At 45.6% G+C, this 23,296-nt stretch carries 16 protein-coding genes, 1 tRNA gene and 1 other RNA gene; 4 read left to right on the forward strand and 14 right to left on the reverse strand.

What is annotated here, in order from left to right; translation table 11 throughout:
- Positions 1–23: 23 nt before the first annotated feature.
- The 3 genes from pilB to B9A32_RS03915 are packed head-to-tail and all read right to left on the reverse strand — an operon-like array spanning position 24 to position 4,334.
- On the reverse strand, positions 24–2,243 hold the full coding sequence (gene pilB, locus B9A32_RS03905) for a type IV-A pilus assembly ATPase PilB (protein WP_084067076.1): 2,220 nt from the start codon (positions 2,241–2,243) through the stop codon (positions 24–26).
- A 6-nt stretch (positions 2,244–2,249) separates the two neighbouring features.
- Complete coding sequence (locus tag B9A32_RS03910; RefSeq protein WP_232367032.1) at positions 2,250–2,465, reverse strand: hypothetical protein; 216 nt, start codon at positions 2,463–2,465, stop codon at positions 2,250–2,252.
- A 6-nt stretch (positions 2,466–2,471) separates the two neighbouring features.
- Positions 2,472–4,334, reverse strand: a complete 1,863-nt coding sequence (locus B9A32_RS03915; RefSeq protein ID WP_084067229.1) for an ABC-F family ATP-binding cassette domain-containing protein — start codon at positions 4,332–4,334, stop codon at positions 2,472–2,474.
- Between the two features lie 224 nt (positions 4,335–4,558).
- On the opposite strand from B9A32_RS03915, the gene ppdK reads away from it, so the two are divergent.
- Positions 4,559–7,270, forward strand: a complete 2,712-nt coding sequence (gene ppdK, locus B9A32_RS03920) for a pyruvate, phosphate dikinase (RefSeq protein WP_084067077.1) — start codon at positions 4,559–4,561, stop codon at positions 7,268–7,270.
- Between the two features lie 399 nt (positions 7,271–7,669).
- On the opposite strand, the gene B9A32_RS03925 is transcribed toward ppdK, so the two are convergent.
- From B9A32_RS03925 to B9A32_RS03940, 4 genes are read right to left on the reverse strand one after another with little or no spacing between them, the layout of a single operon-like run.
- Positions 7,670–8,827 (reverse strand): hypothetical protein, encoded by a 1,158-nt coding sequence (locus B9A32_RS03925; protein WP_084067078.1) that lies wholly within the window; start codon positions 8,825–8,827, stop codon positions 7,670–7,672.
- Between the two features lie 9 nt (positions 8,828–8,836).
- Entirely contained in the window at positions 8,837–10,195 is a 1,359-nt protein-coding gene (locus B9A32_RS03930) for a UDP-glucose dehydrogenase family protein (RefSeq protein ID WP_084067079.1), read from the reverse strand.
- Between the two features lie 35 nt (positions 10,196–10,230).
- A complete protein-coding gene (locus tag B9A32_RS03935; RefSeq protein ID WP_084067080.1) occupies positions 10,231–11,256 on the reverse strand; it encodes an SDR family oxidoreductase in 1,026 nt (341 codons plus the stop codon).
- A gap of 24 nt (positions 11,257–11,280) precedes the next feature.
- The gene (locus B9A32_RS03940) at positions 11,281–12,135 is read right to left on the reverse strand and encodes a pyruvate, water dikinase regulatory protein (RefSeq protein WP_232367033.1); all 855 of its coding nucleotides are present in this window, start codon (positions 12,133–12,135) and stop codon (positions 11,281–11,283) included.
- Positions 12,136–12,541: 406 nt separating this feature from the next.
- On the opposite strand from B9A32_RS03940, the gene B9A32_RS03945 reads away from it, so the two are divergent.
- On the forward strand, positions 12,542–12,985 hold the full coding sequence (locus B9A32_RS03945; protein WP_084067082.1) for a hypothetical protein: 444 nt from the start codon (positions 12,542–12,544) through the stop codon (positions 12,983–12,985).
- A gap of 237 nt (positions 12,986–13,222) precedes the next feature.
- Here the strand turns inward: B9A32_RS03945 and B9A32_RS03950 are convergent, their stop codons facing one another.
- Complete coding sequence (locus B9A32_RS03950; RefSeq protein WP_084067083.1) at positions 13,223–13,573, reverse strand: peptide chain release factor family protein; 351 nt, start codon at positions 13,571–13,573, stop codon at positions 13,223–13,225.
- A 107-nt stretch (positions 13,574–13,680) separates the two neighbouring features.
- Here B9A32_RS03950 and B9A32_RS21295 point away from each other — a divergent pair, with 107 nt between their 5' ends.
- Positions 13,681–13,848 carry a hypothetical protein gene (locus B9A32_RS21295; RefSeq protein WP_170923695.1) on the forward strand — a complete coding sequence of 56 codons (168 nt, stop codon included), beginning with the start codon at positions 13,681–13,683 and terminating at the stop codon, positions 13,846–13,848.
- A gap of 284 nt (positions 13,849–14,132) precedes the next feature.
- Positions 14,133–14,491: a transfer-messenger RNA gene (gene ssrA / locus B9A32_RS03955) on the forward strand.
- Between the two features lie 34 nt (positions 14,492–14,525).
- On the opposite strand, the gene B9A32_RS21535 is transcribed toward ssrA, so the two are convergent.
- The 6 genes from B9A32_RS21535 to purD all read right to left on the reverse strand — a co-directional run bounded on the left by B9A32_RS21535 (position 14,526) and on the right by purD (position 23,143).
- Entirely contained in the window at positions 14,526–14,780 is a 255-nt protein-coding gene (locus B9A32_RS21535; RefSeq protein ID WP_084067084.1) for a hypothetical protein, read from the reverse strand.
- A 514-nt stretch (positions 14,781–15,294) separates the two neighbouring features.
- On the reverse strand, positions 15,295–16,167 hold the full coding sequence (locus tag B9A32_RS03965) for a hypothetical protein (RefSeq protein ID WP_084067085.1): 873 nt from the start codon (positions 16,165–16,167) through the stop codon (positions 15,295–15,297).
- 2 nt (positions 16,168–16,169) lie between these two features.
- On the reverse strand, positions 16,170–19,598 hold the full coding sequence (locus B9A32_RS03970; protein WP_084067086.1) for an ATP-binding protein: 3,429 nt from the start codon (positions 19,596–19,598) through the stop codon (positions 16,170–16,172).
- Positions 19,599–20,593: 995 nt separating this feature from the next.
- Positions 20,594–20,681: transfer RNA gene (locus tag B9A32_RS03975), tRNA-Leu, on the reverse strand.
- A gap of 91 nt (positions 20,682–20,772) precedes the next feature.
- Entirely contained in the window at positions 20,773–21,387 is a 615-nt protein-coding gene (locus B9A32_RS03980) for an L-threonylcarbamoyladenylate synthase (RefSeq protein ID WP_232367034.1), read from the reverse strand.
- Positions 21,377–23,143, reverse strand: a complete 1,767-nt coding sequence (gene purD, locus B9A32_RS03985; RefSeq protein WP_084067088.1) for a phosphoribosylamine--glycine ligase — start codon at positions 23,141–23,143, stop codon at positions 21,377–21,379. The genes B9A32_RS03980 and purD overlap by 11 nt, the downstream gene beginning before the upstream one ends.
- Positions 23,144–23,296 lie beyond the last annotated feature (153 nt).

Consider the following 23,296-nt stretch of genomic DNA (forward strand, 5'->3'; position numbering starts at 1 on the left):
CTTGATTCTGACTCCGAAAATATTCATTTATGGGGTCTGTTTTTTCCCACATTCAATCTGTGAACCAGCGTTCTATCTGTGGCATTGAGACGGTTGGCCAGCACTGTGAAAAGGTGTTTGGCCACCTCGGGGTATTTTTCAATGATATCCAAGAGCTTATCCCCGGGAAACCGCTTGATAACCGAACGCCCCTTGGACAGAATAGATGCAGAGCGGACCTCTCCGGTGATGGCGGCCATCTCTCCGAAGTACTCCCCGGGCTCTGAAATTTCCGCTATCTTTTTACCGCCCTTGACCACATACACAGCCCCCCGGACCAGCTTATAAAAATCATTATCACTGTTTCCCTCCCGTATGATAACATCCCGGTCCTCGTAATTTTCAACATCGGGGTTCACCAGATAAGCGGGCAGGGCCTCCTTAGTGATATTTGTCCTTTTTAACACCTCTTCAAGGGAAGTCACCCCTTGACGTACCTTTTCCAGCCCTGCATCACGAAGGGTGCACATGCCCTGCTGGATGGCAAGTTTACGCAGTTGGTCCTCGGGAACGGAGGCATTGATGGCCTTGGATACCTCATCCCCCACCTCCATCATCTCATAAAGTCCCACCCGGCCCTTATATCCCGTACCATTACACTGGGAACAGCCTGTGGGTCCCATTATCTTAAGATTGGGAATTTCTTCTTTGGAAAACCCATGCATCTCAAGCTCCACTGGATCATAGCCGGTGACCTCCTGCTTGCACGCCGGGCACAGCCTTCTGGCCAGTCGCTGGGAAAGCACCATGGTCACAGAAGAGGCCAGCATATACGAGGGAATACCAATGTCCATGAGTCTGCCAATGGTGGAGGGGCAATCATTGGTGTGCAGGGTGCTGAACACCAGGTGTCCTGTCATGGCAGCCTTGATGGCAATTTCTGCCGTATCCATGTCCCGGATCTCACCCACCATGATAATATCAGGATCCTGGCGCAGAAAAGACTTCAATGCCGCAGCAAAGGTCATTCCCACGCTGTCCTTCACCGGTACCTGATTAATCCCCCGGAAATTGAACTCCACCGGGTCTTCTGCTGTGAGGATCTTTGTATCGTCCTGGTTTAATCTATTTAAAAGGGAATAAAGGGTGGTGGTTTTACCGCTTCCGGTGGGCCCTGTTACCAGAAGCAGGCCATAGGGTTTATTGATGCACCGCTTAATGGCATCAAAGGTGTCCCTTTCAAATCCCAGTTTTGACAGATCCACATTTAAAGCGCTCTGGTCCAGGATTCGCATGACCACACTTTCACCAAACAAGGTGGGCAGGGTGGAAACCCGAAAATCAACGGCTTTTTTTCTGCCCAATCGCAACTTAATGCGACCGTCCTGGGGAATTCGTCGTTCGGCTATGTCCAGCTCCGCAAGAATTTTAAGACGTGATATAACGGCATTTTTAATGGTCAAGGGTAAATTCATGGCCTTGAACAACGATCCGTCCATGCGGTATCTCACCTGCAAAGATTTTTCAAAGGGTTCAATGTGGATATCACTGACCCCATCGTTGATGGCCTTGATTAAAATACCGTTAACCAGCTTGATGATGGGGGCATCCGATGCCATGAACTGATCATAATCATCATCTTCAGTGACCTGAACTTCAAGCTCTTCAGCGGCTTCGGAAACCAGGGAGCCAAAGTCCTCCACAGAGGTGACAGGCTCTTCATCCGGCTCTTCGTCAAAGTGAAGGAACTCCTTGTAGACCTCCTCGCTGATTTTATAATAATCCCGATAGGCCTCAATGATGTCATTTTCCGTGGAAACCATGACTTTCAAGGAGCGCCCTACTATCTCCTGAAGGGCCTCCACGGCACTGCTGTCCGTGGGTTCTGTCATGGTGATGGAAAAGGTTTCGTCGCTTAATCCCAAAGGAAAAGCCATATATTCCCGGGCAGTTTCAAAGGGAAGCATCTCCAGGACAGATTCATTGGGCTTCATATCTGTTACACGGATAACCTGGTAGTCATAGATCCTGCCAAGCACACTGACAATGGTGTCAGGATCAATGTGCCCCATGCGCAATAAAATACTGCTCAGACGCCCCCCATTTTTTTTCTGCTGGGTCTTGGCCGCCTGGAACTGCAGGCTTGTTATCTGCCCCTCCTTGGAAAGGATTTCACCGATACGCTCTTTACCGGCACCGGATTGATCTTTGATGGTGGCTTTAAGACGGGTGCCTTTACTTGCTTTTGTGGTTGGTCTGACCATGGTTACCTATTTTTTTTTATAATTCTCATACAATTTTCTGCTGCCCCCATACACCAGCAGAACCCCGAGAAAATAAAAACAAAATCGAATGATGGAAAGGGCATTGGCAAAGGCATCCATCTGTGCAATCCTGGGCATCACCTGGGGAATGCGATAAAAAACACCCAAGCCTGCCATCACCAGTACGACGCCCCATATCATCTGTATATTTTTTTTATCCACTGGATACTACCTCCCATCAATTTCAGCAAGTTGTTCTTCAAAAATTTGACCTTTTTCGTCCAGTTCGTCCATATCACACTCTAATTGAGTAAAAAATTTATCAATTTTTTCCTGGCATCGGGCAATGCTGCGGGAAAGTGATTCAATGCGCTTTCCTTCCTGATTTTCTGCTGCTATCTGCATCTGTTCATTGAGCTGTGAAAGTTCATTCTCACATTTTTCTATGTTTTTTTCCGTTGCGGCAATGCTTTTTTCCAGGGGACCAAGGGCCGAGGATCTTCTGGAAACAACCTCGGAACGCATTTTTCTCAATGCCTTTTTGGATATTTTTTTCTCATCTTCTACTGCCCCGTCCCCTGTGTTACCCTCCATGGAAGATTTTTTTTCTTCATCCCAGCCCTCTTTTTCCAAAAAATCCCGGTAGGTTCCCTCAAAAACATGGATGGCATCATTTTTAAAAACAATCAGCCGGTTGGCCAGGGAATTAAGAAACATTTCATTATGGGTCACCAGCACCACAGCCCCGGTGAATTTCTCCAGGGCCATGACAAGGGAATCACAGGTTTCCATATCCAGATGGTTGGTGGGCTCATCCAGCAAAAGCAGGTTCAATGGCTGGGCCAGAAGCTTTCCCAGCATCACCCGGCTTTTTTCCCCACCGGACAACACACTGATGTGCTTTAACGCATCATCCCCCTCAAACATCAGAGCCCCACAGATATTTCTGGCCTGCTGGCGATCCATATCTTCATGGGCATAGAGCATCTCCTCCTCCACCGTGGCATTGAGATTCAAGGATTGCACATTGGTCTGTTCAAAATAGCCCATCTCCACACCGGGATTATACTTCACCCCCCCTGCAACGGGCGCCAGCATACCGGAAAGGAGTTTTAATAAAGTGGTTTTACCTTTGCCGTTTTTACCCACAATGGCGATGCGATCCCCGGGGTGCACCATGAGATTCACATCTGTTATCAAAGGAGTGGAGGTTTCATAGGAAAAGGTCAATCCTTCTCCTGTGAGGAGCTGTTTACCGGCAAAGGGAAGATCCCTGAAAGAAAAGGACAAAGATTCTATTTTTTTAAGCCCTTCCTTTTTTTCCATCTTGGATAGAGCCTTTACCCGGGACTGCACCATACCGGCAAGTCTTGCCTTGGCCCGGAAGCGTGTGATAAAGGTCTCCATCTCCTTTCTGCGCTTTTCCTCATTAACCCTGGTTTTTTCGTAAATCTCTTCATCCTGGGCAATCTGCTCGTAATATTTTTCTGTATTTCCCTGGATTTTTCGAATCACCCCCCGGTGAATACCGGCGATATGGGTGACAATTCCATCCATGAATCCCCTATCATGGGTTACCAGCAAAATTTCCCGGGGCCAGGCCCTTAAAAAAGAGGTGAGCCAGCGAATGGAAATAATATCCAGGTAATTGGTGGGCTCATCAAGCACCAGCAGATCAGGATCAGACACCAATACCCTGGCAAGGGTCAGGCGCACCTGGTATCCTCCGGAAAAAGAGTCGGGTCTATGTTGCATCTCTTCATCGGAAAAACCAAGGCCTGCCAATATTTTCTCCGCCTTCCAGCTGTGATCCTTTTCATGGATGGGAAGACCTGCCATGCACTCTTCCAGAACAGTTTCACCGGTAAAGGCAATGTGCTGGGTAAGATATCCCAATCGATAATCACCGGGAATTTGTATTTGACCGGAGTCCGGCTCTTCTCCATGGGTGATCATTTTAAGAAGGGTGGTTTTTCCGTGACCGTTGCGCCCCACCAGGCCCACCTTCTCTCCGGGATTAATCTGTAGCCCTGCATTGCTGAACAATATCTGGGCACCAAAACTTTTGGATATGGATTCAATGGTTATCATAATCAATCTGTATACCATAAAATCTAAAAACAATGCCACAGATTATTATTCCCGCCCCGCTGCTAAAAGGAGCTGCATGGAACATGGGAAACACAATTTAATCGTTTGACAATAAAGACAAAATCCTTGACGACCCAATATTAAGCTTGACTTGTATCCTTATTTTGTTTTTAACCTTCATCTGGGAAAATATTAATATTAATTTTAAGGAAACAGATATAACAATGGAAAAATATATTTATCAATTTGGTAATGGAATGGCCGAAGGAGACGCGACCCAGAAAAATCTTCTGGGTGGCAAGGGGGCAAACCTTGCTGAAATGGCCCGACTCAAACTGCCGGTACCGGCAGGATTTACCATTTCCACACAGTGTTGCACAGCCTATTTTGAGAGAGGAGGCAAACTGCCGGAATCGCTGCACCGGGAATTAGAACAGGCCATGGCGGCCATGGAAGCCTCCATGGGTATGAAGTTTGGAGATCCGGACAATCCCCTTCTGGTTTCCAGTCGTTCCGGTGCCAGAAGCTCCATGCCCGGCATGATGGAAACCGTCCTCAATGTAGGCCTGTGCCCCTCCACCATTCCAGGAATGATAAAACAGACAGGTAATGAATGGTTTGTTTATGATGCCTACCGCCGCTTGATCATGATGTACTCAGATGTGGTCATGGAAAAGGCCGAAGGAGAGGAACCCGCCGACGGCATGGGAATTCGGCTGCACCTTGAAATGCTTCTCAACGACCTTAAAAATGACCGTGCCTATGACGCTGACACCGAAATCACCACCGAAGAAATGAAGGCATTGTGTGAAAAGTTTAAAGTCAAAATAAAGGAAAAGCTGGGCAAACCCTTTCCCGATGACCCCATGGCACAGCTCATGGGCTCCATTGGTGCCGTATTTAAAAGCTGGAACGGGAAACGGGCAGTCTCTTACCGACGCATCGAGCACATCCCGGATGACTGGGGCACGGCAGTGAATATCCAGAGCATGGTATTTGGCAACATGGGAGAAAGTTCTGCCACTGGAGTGGCCTTCACCCGGGACCCGGCCACGGGGAATAATAAATTTTACGGTGAATGGCTGCCCAATGCCCAAGGGGAGGATGTTGTGGCAGGTATTCGTACCCCGAATCCTTTAAACACAGACACCCGATCCGAGCACAACGCCCATCTTACTTCCCTGGAAGAGACCATGCCCGCCATATACCGGGAACTTTGCGACATCAGAGAAAAGCTGGAAAACCACTACCAGGACATGCAGGACATTGAGTTCACCATACAGCAGGGCACCCTTTACATGCTCCAGTGCCGGGTGGGAAAACGCACCGGCACCGCGGCCTTGAACATGGCCATGGACATGTTTGAAGAAGGTATGATTGATGAACCCACCATGATCACCCGGCTTTACCCCAGACAATTGGATGAAATGCTCCATCCTGTTGTGGACCCGGAAGCTGAAAAAACGGCACCTGTGGTGGTTCAGGGACTTCCTGCGGGCCCTGGAGGAGCTTTTGGCCAAATTGTATTCTCTTCGGAAGATGCAGTGTTGTGGCAGAAAAAAGGAAAAAAAGTAATCCTTGTGCGGGAAGAAACAAACCCCGAAGATATTGAAGGCATGCGGGCGGCCCAGGGCATATTAACGGCCCGGGGGGGAATGACCAGCCATGCCGCCCTGGTGGCAAGGGGATGGGGAAAATGCTGTATTGTGGGGGCCGGCGCCATCCAGATTAATTCCATGGAAAAAACCATGAAGGTGGGCACCCGAATATTTAAAGAAGGGGATTTTCTAACCCTGAACGGCAGCCGGGGTATGGTTTACAGCGGCGCCATTGACATGAAAGATGCCACAGCCAACCCACGATTCATAAAATTCATGGCCGCGGCAGATAAATACAGAGCCATGAAAGTCAGAACCAATGCAGAAACACCCAAGGATGCCCAACTTGCCCTTCAGTTTGGAGCCGAGGGCATCGGACTTTTCAGAACCGAACATATGTTTTACGGTCAAAACTCTGACAAGCCCCTTTTTCTGTTGCGCAAAATGATTTTGAGTAAATCTCTACATGAACGGGAAAGTGCCCTTGCCCAACTATACCCTTTTATTAAAGATGAGGTAAAGGCCACCATGAATATCATGGACAGCAAACCGGTTAACTTCCGTCTGCTGGATCCGCCGCTGCATGAATTTGTTCCCCAGAAACAGCATCACCAGGAAGCACTGGCCCGGGAAATCGGCATTGATTTTGAAGAGTTAATCAAAAGAAGCGAAGAACTCATTGAAACCAATCCCATGATGGGTCACCGGGGGGTTCGACTTGGCATTAGCTTTCCTGAAATCAGTGTCATGCAGATCCGTGCCATTTTTGAAGCAGCTGCGGAATTGATCAAGGAGGGGAAAAAACCCATTCCCGAAATCATGATACCGGTGACATGTAATGAAAAAGAGTTGATATTCACCAAGGAACTGGCCCAGTCCACCCTTAAAGAGGTACTGAAAAAATATGAACTCAATGACATTGCCCATCAATTTGGCACCATGATCGAAATTCCCCGGGCGGCCCTGATGTCCCACAAAATGGCCGAACATGCTGAATTTTTCTCCTTTGGGACCAATGATCTCACCCAGATGACCTTTGGATTCAGCCGGGATGACATCGGCTCATTTATGAATGACTACATTGACAATGCCATATTGGATGCTGACCCCTTTGAAACCCTGGATCAGGAGGCCGTGGGAAGTCTCATTGAAATCTCCGTGGAAAAAGGAAGATCTGTGAGACCGGATATCAAACTTGGTATCTGCGGGGAACACGGTGGAGATCCGGCATCGGTGGAGTTTTGCCACAAGGCTGGCTTAAGCTATGTGAGCTGCTCCCCCTACCGGGTACCTGTGGCCCGTCTGGCAGCGGCCCAGGCTGCCATCAAATGGGGATGATGCCTTAAAGTTTCGCTGTGGTGTTGCTCATTTACCGCCTGAGACCACAAAAAGACCTGAAGCGTTAAAAATTAACCGCCACAGGTGGACCATATTCTGTTTTGGTCCACCCGTGGCGGTTTTATATAAAAAGATAGTGTTCAACTATCCTCAGCAGAGCCGCGCCCCCGATGGGCAATAGGAACCGGACAATTGAGCTATCTACAGTTCCGGTCCGGACCCATTGCCCACCGGGGCGCGGCAGCATAATACCATTTTCTATATTCGTTGTGGCTGAAGATTACAGCCATGTGGGTTTATATGAAATACTCCGCAAATTTGTGGAGAATTTCTATCTTTGTTGTGGGCAGAGCCGGATCGGAATACGGTCCGCCCGTGGCGGTTATAAAAAATTCAAAGTCAATTTCGATGGAGAAAATCCATATCCTTATCCTGGGAATTCTTAGTTCCAATCACCAGAATTTCAATGCGATGATCCTCACCCTGCCTGAAATAAAGCCTGCCATTGTAAGCAAATAACACTTCAAAGGAGGCAGATTTATGTTTTTTCCCGGCAAACACCTTTCGCTTTATCACCACATTATCTGAATTTTCATTGAGTTGATGCACCACCTCTTCTGCCTTTATCTGGAGTTCATCGTTCAAATCCAGAAACCCGGTGATGGCCCGGCGGTTCATATCTATATTTTTATAGAGCACAGAAAAACGCTTGGCCATAAAATCAAAACCTTTTTGTTTTTTCTGGCCTCCTTTTTTTTGCTCATATTTTTTCAACTTATCCTTTAAAAGTTCAATCTCATAGGTTTTTTCCTTTTGAAGCTCCACGTTTTCATTGAGTTGATTCTCCAGGGAAACAATCTCATCAAACATCTCTTCCTCTGTGATGGTGGCCTTTTTCTGGGCATCTTTGTAGGTTTCCCTCAGGTCCTTCATTTTCTGTAAAAGACGTGTCCGCTCTTTTTTAAGTACCCCCAGGCTTTTTTTATGGGCTTTCTCATCCACCAGCAGGGCATTAAATTGTTTTTTCCTTTCTCTATTCTCCTGGATGGATTTCCCCACACCCCGTCGATAATAAATCCAGAAAATACCCATGGCAATACTGACATAAAATGCCAGAATAAGGTTAGCCCCAAGGGTGCCGTGGTGCAACCGAACACTGACTTTAACGGTGAGTCCCTGCTTTAAAATCGTATAGTTATGACGTGCAATGCCAAGAAAAATCTTATTATTAATGATATCCATGCCCTCGGAGGTTATCTCCGGGAAAAAAGGATATAAGATATCGCCTTCATTGGCAAAAACAAGAATATCCAGCTGCAATCCAAACCGCTTGACCCACACATCAGATTCAAGGAAAAGATTAATATTTTTTTCAATGGATTCACTGACCCCCATGGAGCCGTTAATCAATAACTGGGTATCCCCCAGAACACGCTGTTCCACTGCCTGCTGATACCACCCCACGCAGCTTCTCTCAATAAGGGAGATGGTCCCGGTATAAAACACCGGTGTTAATAAAATGCAAAGAACAACAATTTTGATGGGAAAATATTTCATGTCAATCGTTTATGCTCCTGATAAATTCCCGCCAAAATTCCTTCCAATCCCATGGTATTCAAATCCATGCTCCTGCACTTCTCCGGGATCATATAAATTCCGACCGTCAAAGAGAATCTGCTGTCGCATTACCTTGGCCATGGCCTGGAATGCCGGTTGTCGAAAGGTCTTCCATTCCGTCACCAGCACCAGGGCATCTGTGTCAACAAGGGCATCATAGGGGGTTTTAAACAACCGAAGTCTATTTTCTTGAAAAAAAGAGGGGGAAAATTCCCCGACAGCCTGGGTCATGGCCACGGGATCATAGGCATGAACCGTTGCTCCGGCCGCCACCAGTTCATTAATGAGCACAATGGCCGGAGCCTCTCTCATGTCATCGGTGCCGGGCTTAAAGGAAAGTCCCCAGATGCAAAATATTTTTCCACACAGATCATTGCCAAAGCGTTCCTTTATTTTATTTCCCAGAACTTCCTTTTGAAGGCTGTTCCTCCGGGCCACAGATGCCAGCACATGGGGTTCCACCCCCATATCTCGACTGGTGCGGATTAATGCGTTGACATCCTTGGGAAAACAAGATCCCCCATACCCGCACCCGGGATAGATAAAAGAATATCCAATGCGCTGATCCGACCCAATCCCCTTTCTTACGTTTTCCACATCCACCCCCAGGCGCTCACAAATGGTGGCCATTTCATTCATGAATGAAATTTTAGTGGCCAGCATGGAGTTGACGGCATATTTTGTCATTTCAGCATCCCGGACCTTCATGGTGATCAGCTTGTCCCGATTTCTGGAAAAAGGCGCATAAAGGCGTTTCATTAATTTAATGGCCCGGGGACTGTCACACCCAACGATGATGCGATCCGGACTTAAAAAATCATTGACAGCGGCCCCTTCCTTTAAAAATTCAGGGTTACTCACCACATCAAACTCAAGATCACTGCCCCGTTTATCAAGGGATTCCTGAACCACCTTCTTAACCTTATCCGCCGTTCCCACAGGCACCGTTGACTTATCCACAATCACTGTGTAGGAGTTGATCACCCGCCCAATGTTCCGGGCCACCTGGAGCACGTATTGAAGATCGGCAGATCCGTCCTCATCAGGGGGCGTACCAACGGCAATGAAAAAAACATCACATTCCTGTGCCGCAGATTCAAGGGATGTGGTAAATCGCAGCAATCCCTCTTTGTGATTTTCAATGACCAGATTTTCCAGCCCCGGTTCATAAATGGGTAAAATACCCTTTTTTAAATTTTCAATTTTCTGTTCATCCACATCCACACAGGTAACGGTACTGCCCATTTCAGAAAAGCACGCCCCGGAGACAAGGCCCACGTATCCGGTTCCAACAATGGTTATATTCATCTATTTATTCCTTATTTTAATCATGGGAGATTGCGCTATTTAAGATATGCCATGTACCAGGCAGCGGCCTGGTCAAGTCCCTGGGTCACGGAAAATTGCGGTGCATATCCCAGACATCCCATTGCACTGGAGATATCTGCCAGGGAGTGGCGCACATCCCCGGCACGGAAATCCCGAAACTCCGGTGCTGCATCCAGGGCCCGGGGAATTTTCTGCCCCACCCGCTCCCGAATAAGAGAAAAAAGCCCATTGAGCGTGGTTCGTTCTCCAAAGGCCACATTGTACACCCGGTTTACGGCATTTTTATTCATGGTCATGGCCGCCAGGATATTGGCCTGGACACAATTATCAATGTAACAAAAATCCCGACTGGTTTCGCCATCTCCATTGATGTATACGGTTGAGTTGTTAATCAAAGCTGAAAACCAGAGAGGAATCACGGCAGCATAGGCCCCATGGGGATCCTGACGTCGTCCAAACACATTAAAATAACGAAGTCCCACTGTATCAAGCCCATAGGTTCTGTTAAAGACATCGGCATAGAGTTCATTGACATACTTGGTCACAGCATAGGGCGACAAGGGGTTGCCGATCACAGATTCGGTCTTTGGAAGTCCTGGATGGTCCCCATAGGTGGAACTGGATGCCGCATAAACAAAGCGTTCCACCCCGGCATCCCGGGCCGCCACCAGCATGTTGAGATGACCTGTGATATTATTGGCATGGGTTAAAAGGGGATCTGCAACGGAACGGGGCACCGACCCCAGTGCTGCCTGGTGAAGTATCCTGTCCTGACCTTCACAGGCCATGGCACAGGTGGCTGTATCCCGGATATCTCCTTCTATAAAAGAAAAACGCTGCCACTGGGCCGGGGAGACAAGTTTTTCCACCTGATCCAGGTTATGCTGAAAACCCGTTGAAAAATTATCCAGCCCCGTAACTTCCTGATCCAGTCCCAGCAACGTTTCCACCAGATTGGAGCCAATAAAACCAGCAGCCCCGGTAATCAACCATCGAAGAGGATTTTTCTTTAATATCTGTTTTATTTCATCATATTTCATGTCTATTTCCATTCATATATGCAGTTATCTTTTATGTGCCTGGGCTTTAAATCTACGGGTAATCATCTCAATAATTTCTTCGGCACTGTTTTCAATGGGTTTATTGCTCACATCCACCATGGAGTAGCCATGGGTAATGTAATGCCGGCGGGCCGCATTGATCTCCTTTTCAATTTCCTCCCGGGAAACATAGGTATAGATATCCCGGGTGCCAAGGGTTTCCTGGCGCATTCTCCGGTGGGCAATGAGCTGCTCCACATTAATGTTCAGGGCAATGATCCGCCTGCGATCAATCTGTTTGAGCACCTCTGGCATGGGAACGCCAATGACCAGGGGCACATTGGCAGTTTTCCAGCCAAGAACAGCCAGATACATGGATAAAGGGGTTTTTCCGGCCCGGGAAAGTCCCACCAGTACAATTTCAGCCTTGTCAAGATGTTCGGGGTTTACCCCATCATCATGGGCCAGGGCAAACTCAATGGCCGACACCTGATCCAGATCCACCTTATGAATTTCCCGGTAAAGACCGGGTTTCTCAATGGGATCATTGTCCAGAAAACTGCTCACCCGGGAGAGTACCGGCCCCATGAGATCAATGGTGACAACTCCTTTTTCCATTCCTTTGCGGGTCATATACTTTCTAAGTTCAGTGTTCACCATGGTATGAACAATCATGCTTTCGGTATTTGTGGCTTTTTCCACCAGATCATCCACCTGATTTTTGGAACGAATCTGGGGCACCTTAACCACGGTGATATCATTGGCGGGAAATTGCACAAGGGCGCTCTGGGCAAGATGATAGGCATTAATCCCTTCACCGCAGGAGGCAATATAGATCATATGAAAATTTTCATTCACATTTTTTTGTGTCAGATTCACTTTTTGTCCTTTTAAAAAACAATAAATTAAACTATTATATTTGCCCATTCCATATATTGGCGAAAACAAAATGAAACAGCAGTAACCAGTGTATATAACAAGAAAAGAGCCCTGTCAAAAAAATAAAGTGGCCATGGCCCTGACATTAAAGGCTTTGCAAGTGCTGCTGCAATTGAGTTATGCTGTTTTTGTTATTTTTCATTTTTTATAACTGCCACGGGCAGACCTTATTTTGATCCGGTTCTGCCCACAACAAAGATAGAAATTCTCCACAGATTTGCGGAGGATTGCATATAAAAACGGTCATGTCCTTTGCAACACAACAAATATTGAAAATGGCATTATGCCGCCCCCGACGACTATCCTGTCCAAAACCCATATCAATCCACACCCAAGGATCCCATCCATGAGCAAAAATACAAATGCCCACTATGCGTTAAAACACATCGAACAATCCATTTTTCCTGAAATTGCAGAGGCCCTGGAAAGAAAAGCTGTGGAAGGACGAATTTCCTGTGCAGCTGTCCATGCCATTGCCGCTTCATTTCATATCACACCATTGGAGGTGGGTACACAGGCAGACCTCATTGAACTGCGCCTCACCAGATGTATCCTGGGGCTGTTTGGCCATGAGCGTCAAAATAAGGGAAACCGAAAAAACCTTGATGACCAGGTATCCATTTCCTTAGAATTAAAAGACACCCTTATTCAACAGGCAAAGGATAATAAAATCAGCTGCATCGATTGCTGGAATATTGCAAAAAGATTGGGCCTGAAACCCTCCCATGTCTCTTCTGCCTGTGAAAAAATGAGTATAAAAATAAAACCGTGCCAGATAGGAGCGTTTTAATCAGTTAATGCCAGGTGAGTAGTGTAGCGTCAAATCTTAATTTTAGGTTCTGTTGACATTTTGTGAATTCTTCATAATTTATTCAAATTTAATATTTGAAACGCATAAAACAGATCATGGGTAATGCAAATTTATCAAACGTTGTATGGTTTAAAATATTAAATTTTTTAAAAAATTATCCGCACTTTGCGCGGAAACAGCAAACGCTTTCAGCACCCTTAGATTGTATCTCTGACGCTAATCCCCATATTTATCAACGGCCCTTTTCCGGGTCTTTTTTTTCTGCTTTCTGATTTTTGCCCGGCGGATATCCTCAATTGATGGGGCACCTGTCTGGTATGCCTCCACCGCTTCCACCAGAGCTCTCAAAGCAAGAAAACGATTCAGGGCCTGGGACCGGGTCTTTCCACATTTTACAGTAATACCTGTGGGAAGATGGCGTAAAAACACAGCAGAACTGGTTTTGTTGACCTTTTGCCCACCACGCCCCGATGCTTTGATGAACTTTTCCTGTATGTCTTCTTTTCGAATGCCCTGCTCAATCATCCTGGCATTTAATGCATCTATTTTTTCCTGCCTGGGCCCCATGAATTCCTCCCGGTATTTTTCACATTGTCATTGACACAATCCCCATACAGACGTATCTCATATTAAAACACAAATAACAATAAACCAAAGGAGCAGATGAGAATACCATGTCAGATCCAGAGACACCCCCAAAATACACCTGTAATGAATACCGGGAAGAGATGATTCTGGCGGCACTTCAGCGGCAACTGGCCAAACCAGACTTGACACCGGAAACAAGGAGTCAACTCCTTATGGACATTGAAAAACTTGAAATTGCCATGGGTCTGGACTGAAACAGTGGGCAAACCACTGCACAGTCAAAACTTAATTTCAGGATTGCCGATTTCCCAATATGCCATGGTGAAATACTTTTCGCAATCTGTCATCCTAAATTTTAGTTTGACTATGCACTACTTTTGGAACCTATGACGGACGTTCAAAAAAACAATGTAAATCTCTGCTTTTAATGATAGTGACTCGACAATGCATATTGACTTTCACAAAGAAAGGGGTTATCTTAGTACCATTATTTATATCATACAAATATATGATAAAATAATATGATCTTTTATAATTTGGGGGCGTAAAGGCTTCGACGGAAATTATGAGGCTTTTGGTTGCATGCCGAGCGTTCTGCCAACTCGTAAAATTGGTGGAAAATAAAGTAATCGCAGACGATTATAATTACGCTGTAGCTGCTTAAGGCAGCTTCCGTCCAGTCGGGATTTTTCCTGCAGATTCAGGCAATGGACGTCGACTATGCGGGACCGCTGAACCAGGGTGTCTGACCCTGTGTTTGGTTAAATTTTTCAGACTATGTCGCAGGGTATCCCTCCTGAAGGAGACCCACCGGCTAAATTTAAATTTCAGGATAAGCATGTAGAAGCCACTGCTGACTGTTTTCGGACGCGGGTTCAATTCCCGCCGCCTCCACCATCACTTTTCTTTATTGACGTGGGTCTCAGCGTTTTTAACCCCTTGAAAAGGTGCTGCCAAAATGCTGATTTTGGGGGTTCCACTTTTCATCATTTCTTGACCCGCACAGACTGTTTTCCCCCTTTACAATTCGGGCCATTTCAAAAGCCGTATCATCTTGGTATTGACAATATCTGTCAAATGCTTTGTTGGTTTCGTGCGCTGATGCCTTTCTGGCATTTACCGTACCTGCACGTCGAGCTATGGCTGGCTGGGTCAAGCCGGACCTGTGCAGATCCAGTATATCCAAATATGGTCTCCTTTTTTTCAGAAACACTCCACTGTTATCCCGGATAAAATTACCAATATAAGCATTTACCCGGGAAATTGAACAGGGGGGAGTGAACCTGCGGTCCCCCTGTTCAATTCCCTAATGGCTCAATTTAACATAACCATCGCCATATGCGCATAGAGAAGATAGCCACGAGCGTATATAGAGTATGAAAGAAAAGAGATTATAGCAACCAGCAAGGCGTATCTCATATAATAAAGACGGTTGGTTTGTCTAAAAAAAGCTGAAAAGTAATAATCGAGTTCTTTCATTAATCTTCATCCTGGCGGTACAGTTTTCATGCATAACGCCCGCAGTTAAGGTGCCTGTGTCAGTTTGAACTGCGTTGTTGGGTTGGCGCGGAGCGCCAACCCAACGTGGACATCTGCGGCTTGCCCGTCAGCATGTCCGTTGTTGAGATATTACCAAACAGAGTTAAATGTAGATCTCTTTTCTTAAAACAAGTCTGTACATAACATCATATGTGAGATTTTTAGGAGTACTTACTTTTTAGTTGCTCTAAAAGTGTTTCCGGATCCCTAACCCCATCATTAAATAAGCTCCTGGATAACTCAATAGCATCTCTAACTTCTGGGCCTGGATCTAAGCCTAATACTGTCATTATTTCTTGTGTTGTAACTGGTAGAATTGATCTGAAATGATCATGAACATCACGTTCAATAATACGAGTAGCCTCTCTTCTTAAATCAGCGTCTTCTGGCTGTTGTTCTAAATATTGACGCCACGTTGAAAGTTTTATATTGCGAAATTTCACAACATCTAAATTTTCTCCTATATGACTTGCAGCATTGCTAACCAATTTATCAAATTCATATGCGGGCCAATTTCGTTCTATACGATTTATCAAATCTTCAAAAAAAATCTCTTTATCTTCTTCTGAAGCGGCAATTTTTGATAAAACTTCATTACAGTACACTATTAATTCTGTTCCCTCTTTACATAATCCCTTTATACATGCCTTCCAGTGTTTTTTTTCAGTTGGAGAAATAACTTTACATTGTGCAAGGAACCAGTTTGAAACTTCTTTCCTTTTTGTGTCTTCAAAGTCAAGGTTATGAAAAAACCAAGTGCGTAGTAAATTTACGTTGTTGCATATTTTATTGGCACTTTCACTCCTCGCAAGATCTCCTAACGGAGGAGGTACTTTCAATAAGTAGCGGATACCGACTCTTCCAGCTTCAAAAATCAAAATATAGCACCATGTAGTAAGGCGGAGAAACGATGCCTCATCATTATTTCCTGCAGGAGGTCTACTTTTAACACTCAACAAGGCATTATCTGATACCTGCGCACATAAACCATTCCGTAGATCATTAACTGCCGAATTTAGCGCTGCAAAGTTCAATCTTATCTCCTAATATGCTTTAAAGAATCGGCAATCGGCCCAATGTAATTGAAACCGATAGTAAAATTGGATACTGATCTACCATACGCGAGCTCTACCTCGGGAAAATCCGCTTGTCGCATGAATATTCTACGATTTAGTTCATCAACATTTACTGACCATCTTCCCTGAGCATGCTCACGCTCGACCCTTCCAGAAAAAATTTGTGGATATCCATCAGACTTAGTAAAGATGTGGTGTTTGTAGATACGCCTGGGATCGTTATTATCAGTCTCTCTACTCAAAGTCTGCCATTGTTGTTTAGCTTGTCCTTCATCTCCTAATAACCAGGTAAAAACTGCTTCTAAATATTTAAAAGCATAGTCACAATTATCACCTGTGGTAGCGATAAGAGCTTGGACAATCTCTAAAATGCTTCTTCTGGTTTCGTTATCGAAGGGTAAAGACTGCCGCTCACCTCTAAATAAATAATGCTTGGTAGTAGCAATCCATTTACATTGCAACAAGTATCTGAGACAACGCAAATCACTATTAATTTTTTCCCAATTTTTTATCAGAAAACTAACCGCCGCTTTGGCTTTTTCTATGTCATTATCTGTAATATCGTCTGATGCGTTATAACCAACTTCAGGGCCGTAAGAACGAGCTCGAAGAAAAAAACCCGCGGTTGACCCAATATTATCAAGCTCTGCAAAAGCCTCATCTGAGAGATTTGGTATTTTAAGTAACTCGCCTAATTTTAATCGCCTGATTTCAAATTGGTTTTTTTGTTCGTATTCCAGGTTATCTTTATCTATTCGATCTAGCACAGAGTGGATATCTGCTCTTAAATCTATCTTCTGCTGCTCAGATAAAGCATCGGAATCAAGTAGATCAGCCGGTACCCATAAACTAATATCTAAAGGATAGTAAGTAGAAATTGAGTTAGCAGCAGCCTGAGCTACAGTTCTGGCTGCTGTATATGCCGACCAAATTTCATCATTTGAACAAACTCTTTTTAAACAGTTGCTTGCCAAAAAACCATAGATCGAAGCACGCTCAACCAATAAATTGTTCATTGTGCGTTGAGATCCACTATATCTGTTTTTGTTAAGATGCTCTATTGCTGATTGGATTGAATCTCGTGCTTCATCAAGAATTGTAGACTGTTCACTTTCTTCAATAGTATTAAGCCTTATTGCTGCGCGACGTAACGCTGACTCTTGCAACATTAAGCTCGGATCAAGGATACTGAAGCGTTGGCGAAGATTGGTTAAGGCCCTAGCAGCATCTAAATAAGAATTTTTAAAATAATTACCTTCAGGCCCGTCAGGTCCAAATTTCTGAATTAAATCAATTAAAAATCTTCTTTCAGCACCGCCAGCATCCCATGACAATCGCGCCGCTTCTATCAAAGCCACCAGCCGTTCACCCTGAACAAGAGGATTGACTAACCGGCGCCGGCAAATTAGTGCAGCTTCTAGTTGAATCCTTGGAGAAATTAAAAAATCTTCACCTTCTTGATCAGACCTTCTCCAACGAAAGAGATCAATTCCACTAAACATTCTTGCAATAGTGTTAAGGTCAATCTTTTCACTGTTAGTTGAAACAGCTCTTATCAATAAATTAATTGGAACAGAACAATTGATGCGGCCTGGCACCATTACATAATCAATTAATTTTCCCGCAGAGTCGTCAATGTTTTCTAAAGCATCATCTATACATTGATCTAATAACGTATTTTGACCATTAGCTAACCCAGCAGCTATTAGTTGTTCAGCCAAATTAGAATGGCCCATTTGTTTTTTCCTAATTTTCCCTCTTTCCCTAATGTCCCCTTCTGCAACTTGAGCTTCACACCCCAAACCTTGAATAAATTTTGCACGACTCGCAGGAAGCACGCGATATAATGCGGCCAGGACGTTGCTTGAACCGCTAATTTTATCTGAAGATGTTACTGCCCCAAATTGGTTCAAAAGTGTGGCCAAATCAGAACGTTCTGAGCCTGACAGGCTTGTTGGAGCTTCGATTAGTTCTTTATTGGAAGCAAGGGCTTTATCAATTTGACGGTAACACGAACCAACTACTACAATCTTACGACCACGGCTTTTTAATTGGTGTAATAATTCACGATACCGACTGATGTGAGCATTACAGTCACAAATGACAACTGTTGAAGAAGCACCAGAGTTTTCGGCCAACTCACAGAAATCTGATAAGTCAGTACTTTGAGGGATACGGGAAACAGAATATAGTATTGCAACGTCACCTTTTTCTTTTAAAAAAAGAACCAGTCTGGATAAAGCAATACTTTTTCCCGTACCGGATTGCCCATGCAAGACTATCGGATCATTGTATTTTTCATGTTCAAGAGAAGCATTTAAAACTTTTTTAAATAGTTCTTTTTCGAAATCTCTTTTTATGGCTAATTTTCGACGGATACCTTCAACTAAATTCCTAGCACCCTCAGCGTCTCCATGAAATTGACGAAAAGAAACGTATAAAGCATCATCACCAAGGGGCGGAAGAAAAGTTGTCCAGGAATCATCAATAATTGAAGCCACTGATTCGACCCTTATTCGCATTTCGGGTGTTGGAGCAAAAAATTTCCTGTTAGCAAAGGTGATATCGCTACTCTCACCTAACAAATATTGAGAAGGATCACGTAACTTTCCCGTTGCATTGAGTTCGGCAACCAAAGAACTTAATTTAGTTTTAGTTAGTAGGATTTTCCCTTGCTCTGCTAAATCTTCCACTTCTTTTAGTTCAGGAAGATTGTGATTTTCATCCCACCCAAACCAGATGACATGTTTGTCCGGCATTTGGTCAATCACAGCAAGTACATCATCTAATTGCAGCCAATCGTTTTTTGGATTGAATCCCTCAACAACGACCGTCCCCATACTTGTTACAGTTTCAGCCAAACGATTCAACATTGGTATGGCATGAGTGTTTCGACGCTTTCTTAATGTCTGAGCGCTTATTGGGGGTTTTGAGTTTTCATCATCTTGACCGGCACGTCCAAACAAATAATATATGGGGGTTCGGTTACGACTGCGAACCACTATTGGGATTTCTTCTCCAGTTAAAATGACCTGTGGATATCTGCCCTCTACAGAAAAGGCATCTTTTATACTCGGATCAAGGCTTGAAGTAAAAATTGCACTGAAAGGTAAAGTGAATATAGTCTTAAGCCAATCTGGCTGCACACGTCGGCGGAAACGTTCTGCAAGCCATTGAAAAAAATCATGTGGTAAAGTCTCAGATTTAATTAATGAGGGCCAACCTTTTATTCCTGTCCCTTCTTTATTAAGATGTGTGAGAGTGTGCTTAAGTACAGGATCAGGTTCACCTCTAATGTTCCAAGCATCTTGCCCAAGAAAAAGTAATAATGGCCGCTCTTCTTTGATAGTTTCTATAACAACTTTTTCAGGTGTTTCAGTTTGTACCATATCGAATGCCCTTCATCTTTTAAAAAAAGGTATGCTATTTTACCGTAGTATTTAGAAACAAAATGTAAAAAGAATAATCAACTGAAAATCTCTTATAAGTCAATCTATTTCCAAAAAGATTGACAGTAAGTTATTGAAAAATTTTGCGCTTTTTTATGATTCATTTTTTGAATCAGCCGAATGCACTTTGTGCTACCGCTTAGTATCGCTTCAGCCGTACCATATAATCGGACAATTTGCCAGCCCGCCACGCGAGTTCAGGTGAATCGCGGTGCTAACCGGCACCGTGCGCAGATCAAGCAGACGGAGTCTGGTTGATCTGTGTGCGGTGTCCGGTCCAGTACCTTGTTCAGGCGCGGAGCGCCGGAACAAGGTACTGGACGTAGTCAGGACCGCGATTCACGGCGGCGGAGCCGCCGTGAACTAAAAGCGTTTTATCAATAGTCCCGCCCACAGAGAAGGCAAGGCAATTAGATTCTCTAAAATCCTTCGTTGTTACTGAATCGTTGGTTTCGGTAAGCGGGATTATTGATAAAACGTTGTTGAACAGTGCCGCTGGTCAGAAACGGTAACGATTGTTTACTCTATGGAATTTATATCGAATGCTGCATGTTAGTGCAAGAAAAAATCGGCGTGATTTTTGTGATTTTATGGAGAATGGTCAAAAATGCAGGTCTCATCTGTCAAATACCCTTTTGTTTTCCGGATACAGGAAATAATGGACTGGATAATGCCGGTTTCAAGACGCATCTCACCGGTATGGCCTGAAGCCATTGTCGTTGCCGCAGGTTGTGTCAGATCAAAGATCGGGTTCAGGAGGTATTCGGGGAATTATGTTGATACGTTTAAATATTAATGGACGAAACTATGGCTGAACCTCCTTCCGCGAAGCGGTTTTGTTCAACTTATAATTCTGGTGCATGCTATTTGTTGACCTTCTGATTTCTCCCAATAAAAAAGGCTTTCAACGAAAACGCTGAAAGCCCTTATTTATATGGTGCCGGAGGAGAGACTTGAACTCTCAAGGGCATAAAGCCCGGAGGATTTTGAGTCCTCTGCGTCTACCAATTCCACCACTCCGGCATATTTACTGAATTTTAAATTTCACAAAAACTCCCGAATATTCACTCGGAATCAATTTGTTTTTGCTTTTTAAGCCAAAAAAAATATTTTGTCAATGAATTCCTGACACACATTGCAAAATTTCATCTTCCCCAATTTCTCCATGACGCAACACCCTGGGGGGAAATTGGGTCACATCCACCACAGTGGAGCCCTTTCCCCCTTTTAATGTCCCGGCATCCAATACCATATCAACGCCCTGCAACAGCCGGGCATCCAGTTCATCAACCCTGCTGCACCCTTTCTCACCGGAAATATTGGCACTGGTACCGGTCACCGGGATGCCAGCAGCCCGAACCAGTGCCCGGGCAACAGGATGCTGGGGCAACCTTACACCGATTTTACCGGTGGCAGCAGTTAACGCCCCGGGCAAATTGGGTCCGGCCTCAAACACCAGGGTTACATCACCGGGCCAGAAGCGTTCCATGATGGCTTTTGCACTCTGGGGGACCTGTGCCACCAGTTGCCCAAGCCATGAGATATCGGAAATCAACACCAGAATGGGGTTGGACGGCGGCCGCTGTTTAACCTTAAAAATCTGTGACACCGCCTCAGAACTGGAGGCATCCACGGCCAGTCCATAAAGGCACTTGGCCGGAAACACCACCAGTCCGCCTTGTTTAATCAAAGTGGCTGCTTTTTCAATGTCCAGTTTCTTACCAGGCAAGGTTCTCAGCCCTTTTGTTCACCTTATCTGCCATCTCTTTTTTATAATCTGCCAATTTTTCCGCCAGTACCGGATCAGACGCAGCAAGAATCTGGGCCGCAAAAATACCGGCATTCATGGCACCCGATTTTCCAAGGGCCATGGTGGCCACAGGAACGCCCGGGGGCATCTGCACCGTTGCCAGCAAAGAGTCCATTCCCTTTAATGCAGAAGAGTCAATGGGTACCCCCACAACGGGCAAAGTGGTGTGGGCGGCAAGTACACCGGCCAGATGGGCAGCATGCCCGGCACCGGCAATGATGACCCCCATGCCCTTTTCCCGGGCTGTTTTGGCAAAGGCTTCGGCCCGGGCAGGGGTTCTATGGGCCGAGGCCACGGTGACCTCATAGGCAATACCAAATTTTTTAAGCATTTTTAACGCCTGTTCCATCACCGGCAGATCAGAATCACTGCCCATGATCACCCCCACCCTGGGGGGTATGGAAAGCCTTGCAATGGCCTTGGCCCCAATATCCTTGCGGTAAAAGCAGTCTTTCCAGGAGATTTTTTCACAGGCGGCATAGGCCTTGTCCATGGCATTTTTAACCCCGTCTCCCAGGGCTGTAACCCCCAGAACCCGTCCCCCCACAGCCGTGACATCCTCACCGTCAAGGCCGGTTCCGGCATGGAAAACCACGGTATCTTCAAGGGTTGCAGCATCCTTAAGGCCTTTGATAACAGCGCCCTTTTCATAGGCTCCCGGATATCCACCGGCGGCCATGACAACACACATGGTGCTCCTCGGATCAATGTCTGTGGTGTATTTATGAAGGGTACCATCCACGCAGGCTTCCATCAAAGGCACCAGATCACTTTTCAACCGCATGAGAATGGGCTGGGTTTCAGGGTCCCCCAGACGCACATTAAATTCCAGCACCTTGATCTGATCCTTGTGGATCATGAGACCGGCATAAAGAACCCCCTTAAAAGGAATTCCTTCGGCGGCCATGCCCTTAACGGCAGGGATCATCACTTCCTTCATGGCCCGATCCCGGAGCATGAAATCCAGCACCGGGGCCGGAGAATAGGCCCCCATCCCACCGGTATTGGGACCTTCATCATTGTCAAAAGCCCGCTTATGATCCTGGGAGGTGGGCATGGGTAAAACCGTTTTCCCGTCCGTTAATGCAATAAAGGACGCTTCTTCACCTTCAAGGCACTCCTCCACCACCACCAATGAACCGGCATCGCCAAATATGCCTTCTTGCATCATGGCATCAAGGGCATTTAAAGCTTCTTCTTCACTGGTGCACACAAATACGCCCTTGCCGGCGGCCAGGCCGTCAGCCTTGACCACCAGGGGTGCCCCCATGACACGGATGTAATCCCGGGCTTTGTCCACGTCATTAAAAGCCTTGCCCCGGGCCGTGGGAATTCCATACTTTTCCATGATATTTTTGGCAAAAATCTTACTGGCTTCCAGCTGAGCCCCTTTCCGGGAGGCGCCAAAGGCTTTGAGCCCTTTTTCTTCAAAAAGATCCACAATGCCCTGGGCCAGCGGGGCTTCCGGCCCCACAACGGTGAGATCAATTTCGTTGTCAGCGGCAAAGGTTGCCAGGGCCTCAATGTCTTCGGCCCCAATGGCCACATTTTCAGCATCAATGGCTGTACCGGCATTACCCGGTGCACAATAAATTTTATCCACCAGATTACTCTGGGCAATTTTCCACACAAGGGCATGCTCTCTGCCGCCACTTCCCACCACAAGAACCTTCATTTTATTTTCTCCTGAGTCTGTTATCTATATTGTTCAACATTGGTTGGTATTGATTAACTCAACTTTCGGGCTTCATTTCAAAGCTGGCATTTTTAAATGTACCGATGGGCTCCGTGTGCCGACGGGGTCAGGCTTTTGTTATTGATGTTATCG

Origin of the sequence: Desulfocicer vacuolatum DSM 3385, from assembly GCF_900176365.1 — a bacterium.
Classification (GTDB): domain Bacteria; phylum Desulfobacterota; class Desulfobacteria; order Desulfobacterales; family Desulfobacteraceae; genus Desulfocicer; species Desulfocicer vacuolatum.

Coding starts and splice junctions, on each gene's coding strand:
- B9A32_RS03950 (WP_084067083.1), bottom strand. CDS start 13,573: ATGGGGCCCAGGCAGGAAAAAATAGATGCATTAAATGCCAGGATGATT.
- B9A32_RS03945 (WP_084067082.1), top strand. CDS start 12,542: ATGAGCAAAAATACAAATGCCCACTATGCGTTAAAACACATCGAACAA.
- B9A32_RS03925 (WP_084067078.1), bottom strand. CDS start 8,827: ATGAAATATTTTCCCATCAAAATTGTTGTTCTTTGCATTTTATTAACA.
- B9A32_RS21295 (WP_170923695.1), top strand. CDS start 13,681: ATGTCAGATCCAGAGACACCCCCAAAATACACCTGTAATGAATACCGG.
- B9A32_RS03935 (WP_084067080.1), bottom strand. CDS start 11,256: ATGAAATATGATGAAATAAAACAGATATTAAAGAAAAATCCTCTTCGA.
- B9A32_RS03970 (WP_084067086.1), bottom strand. CDS start 19,598: ATGGTACAAACTGAAACACCTGAAAAAGTTGTTATAGAAACTATCAAA.
- B9A32_RS03915 (WP_084067229.1), bottom strand. CDS start 4,334: ATGATAACCATTGAATCCATATCCAAAAGTTTTGGTGCCCAGATATTG.
- B9A32_RS03930 (WP_084067079.1), bottom strand. CDS start 10,195: ATGAATATAACCATTGTTGGAACCGGATACGTGGGCCTTGTCTCCGGG.
- ppdK (WP_084067077.1), top strand. CDS start 4,559: ATGGAAAAATATATTTATCAATTTGGTAATGGAATGGCCGAAGGAGAC.
- purD (WP_084067088.1), bottom strand. CDS start 23,143: ATGAAGGTTCTTGTGGTGGGAAGTGGCGGCAGAGAGCATGCCCTTGTG.
- pilB (WP_084067076.1), bottom strand. CDS start 2,243: ATGGTCAGACCAACCACAAAAGCAAGTAAAGGCACCCGTCTTAAAGCC.